Origin of the sequence: Nitrososphaera sp. (assembly GCF_050748925.1) — an archaeon.
Classification (GTDB): Archaea; Thermoproteota; Nitrososphaeria; order Nitrososphaerales; family Nitrososphaeraceae; genus Nitrososphaera.
The window spans coordinates 1-1,495 of sequence record NZ_JBOGQF010000230.1 but is presented as its reverse complement, the minus strand read 5'-3'; the positions used below and the strand labels follow the sequence as shown (position 1 = coordinate 1,495).

The following is a 1,495-nucleotide window of genomic DNA, read 5'->3' as shown; positions in this document are numbered from 1 at the left end:
AGCTCGAGCAGCTTCTTGACTTCGTTTAGCGACAGGTTGTTGCACTCGCATGTCACAAGGTCATACTTGACAAACTGGCCGTCCTCATACTTGTTGTACTGGCTCTTGTATGAAAAGTCGGCCGTAATGTTGGAGTTTGAAAGAAGCGAGTAGATGTTCTGGTCTGTTGACCCGAACGGTGCGCGGAAGAGGCGCGAATCGACGTTGCCGGCCCGGTCTACCGCCAGCTTGCCCTTTTTGACTTCTGCCTGCGCCCGGAGATAGTCTTCCTCATCAGCAAGATCGACATAACTGTACGTCTGGCTCCCCATGTCGACGCCGTTGACGGAAACGAGGGACGCCACGCAGTCAGGATATCTGTCGGCTACGCGGCCCGTGACAAATATTGTGGCCTTGATCTGCTGGCTCTCAAGGATGGAAGAGAGGCCCCGGCACCATTCGGGTATGTTTCTGTTGTCGACTATGCTAAATGAAAGCATGACAGGTGGCGACCTGTTCTTCTCGAGAACGTGTATGTACGCTGGGCCTATTGCCATCACGACGCCAATCACGACTAGGGCGCTCGTGGCTATCGCTCCAAGATGGGAAAGCTTCATGCCGCTGCCGACTCCTGCTAGCGGACTTGCTGGAATGGCGGGACCTTGGGCACTCCAAATGCAATGTGCGACCGGTATTCGTTGTCGACCCTTTTTGCGGCCTCTACGATCGACGTGTCAAGCACGTTCTTGGACAGCGACAGGAACATCTGGCTGTCCTTTGGCAGGCAGTGGCCGCCGATCCCCTCTTTTGCCTCCAGCACCTTGATGTTCCACTTTGTATTGATCGCGTTGCGCAGCTCCTGGAAATCGATACCAGAGCGCTCGCAAAACATGCGCAGCTCTTCTGCAAAGGCGATCTCCATGAACCTGTAGCTGTTTTCCACTATCTTGCACAGCTCCGCGACGTCGACTGACCTGACGGGGTGGAGCGGGATGTCGAGCATCTCGCCGTAAAATTCCTTGGCCTTTTCTATGCAGCACTGCCCGCAGCCCCCGACGACGCGCGTCTGGCGCACGCCGTGCTCGCTCTTTTCGTTGATGTAAAAGCGGTGCGGGACGTGGACGACGTGCAGGCGGTGGCCCAGGATCTCTATGATTTTTTCAGACGTGCCGCGCGTGATGGTGCTGTCAATTCCGACCAGCGCGCCGGCCTTGCCCTCGTATGACAGCTTTTTTGCAATGTCGTAGAGGCCATCAAGGTGCGGCGAAAACATGTCGTCAGGCCTGTGGGTAGAGATGCAAATGATGTAATAGTCATAGCCGGCGAAATTGTGCGCCCTCTTCCTTATCACCTGGTCCTCTAGCGCGCGCTGGACCGCCTTTTCGCTGATGTCATAGCCGTCCACTGTCAACCCTTTTATCGTCATGTATTCCGCGTTGCTGTAGCCAATCTGCCCCAGCCCGATAACTAGAACTTTTTTGCTGGTCATCCTTCCCGAACTCTGTTTCTGAACTAA

The 1,495-nt window shown here is 55.1% G+C and carries 2 protein-coding genes; both read right to left on the bottom strand.

Translation table 11 applies throughout. The annotated features are described in order from the left end of the window. The coding region (locus ACREAY_RS11815) for a polysaccharide deacetylase family protein (RefSeq protein WP_431755967.1) at window positions 1-596 on the bottom strand (596 nt) is incomplete at its 3' end. A 17-nt stretch (window positions 597-613) separates the two neighbouring features. Then, on the bottom strand, window positions 614-1,495 hold an 882-nt coding region (locus ACREAY_RS11810; protein ID WP_431755966.1), incomplete at its 5' end, for an NAD(P)-binding domain-containing protein.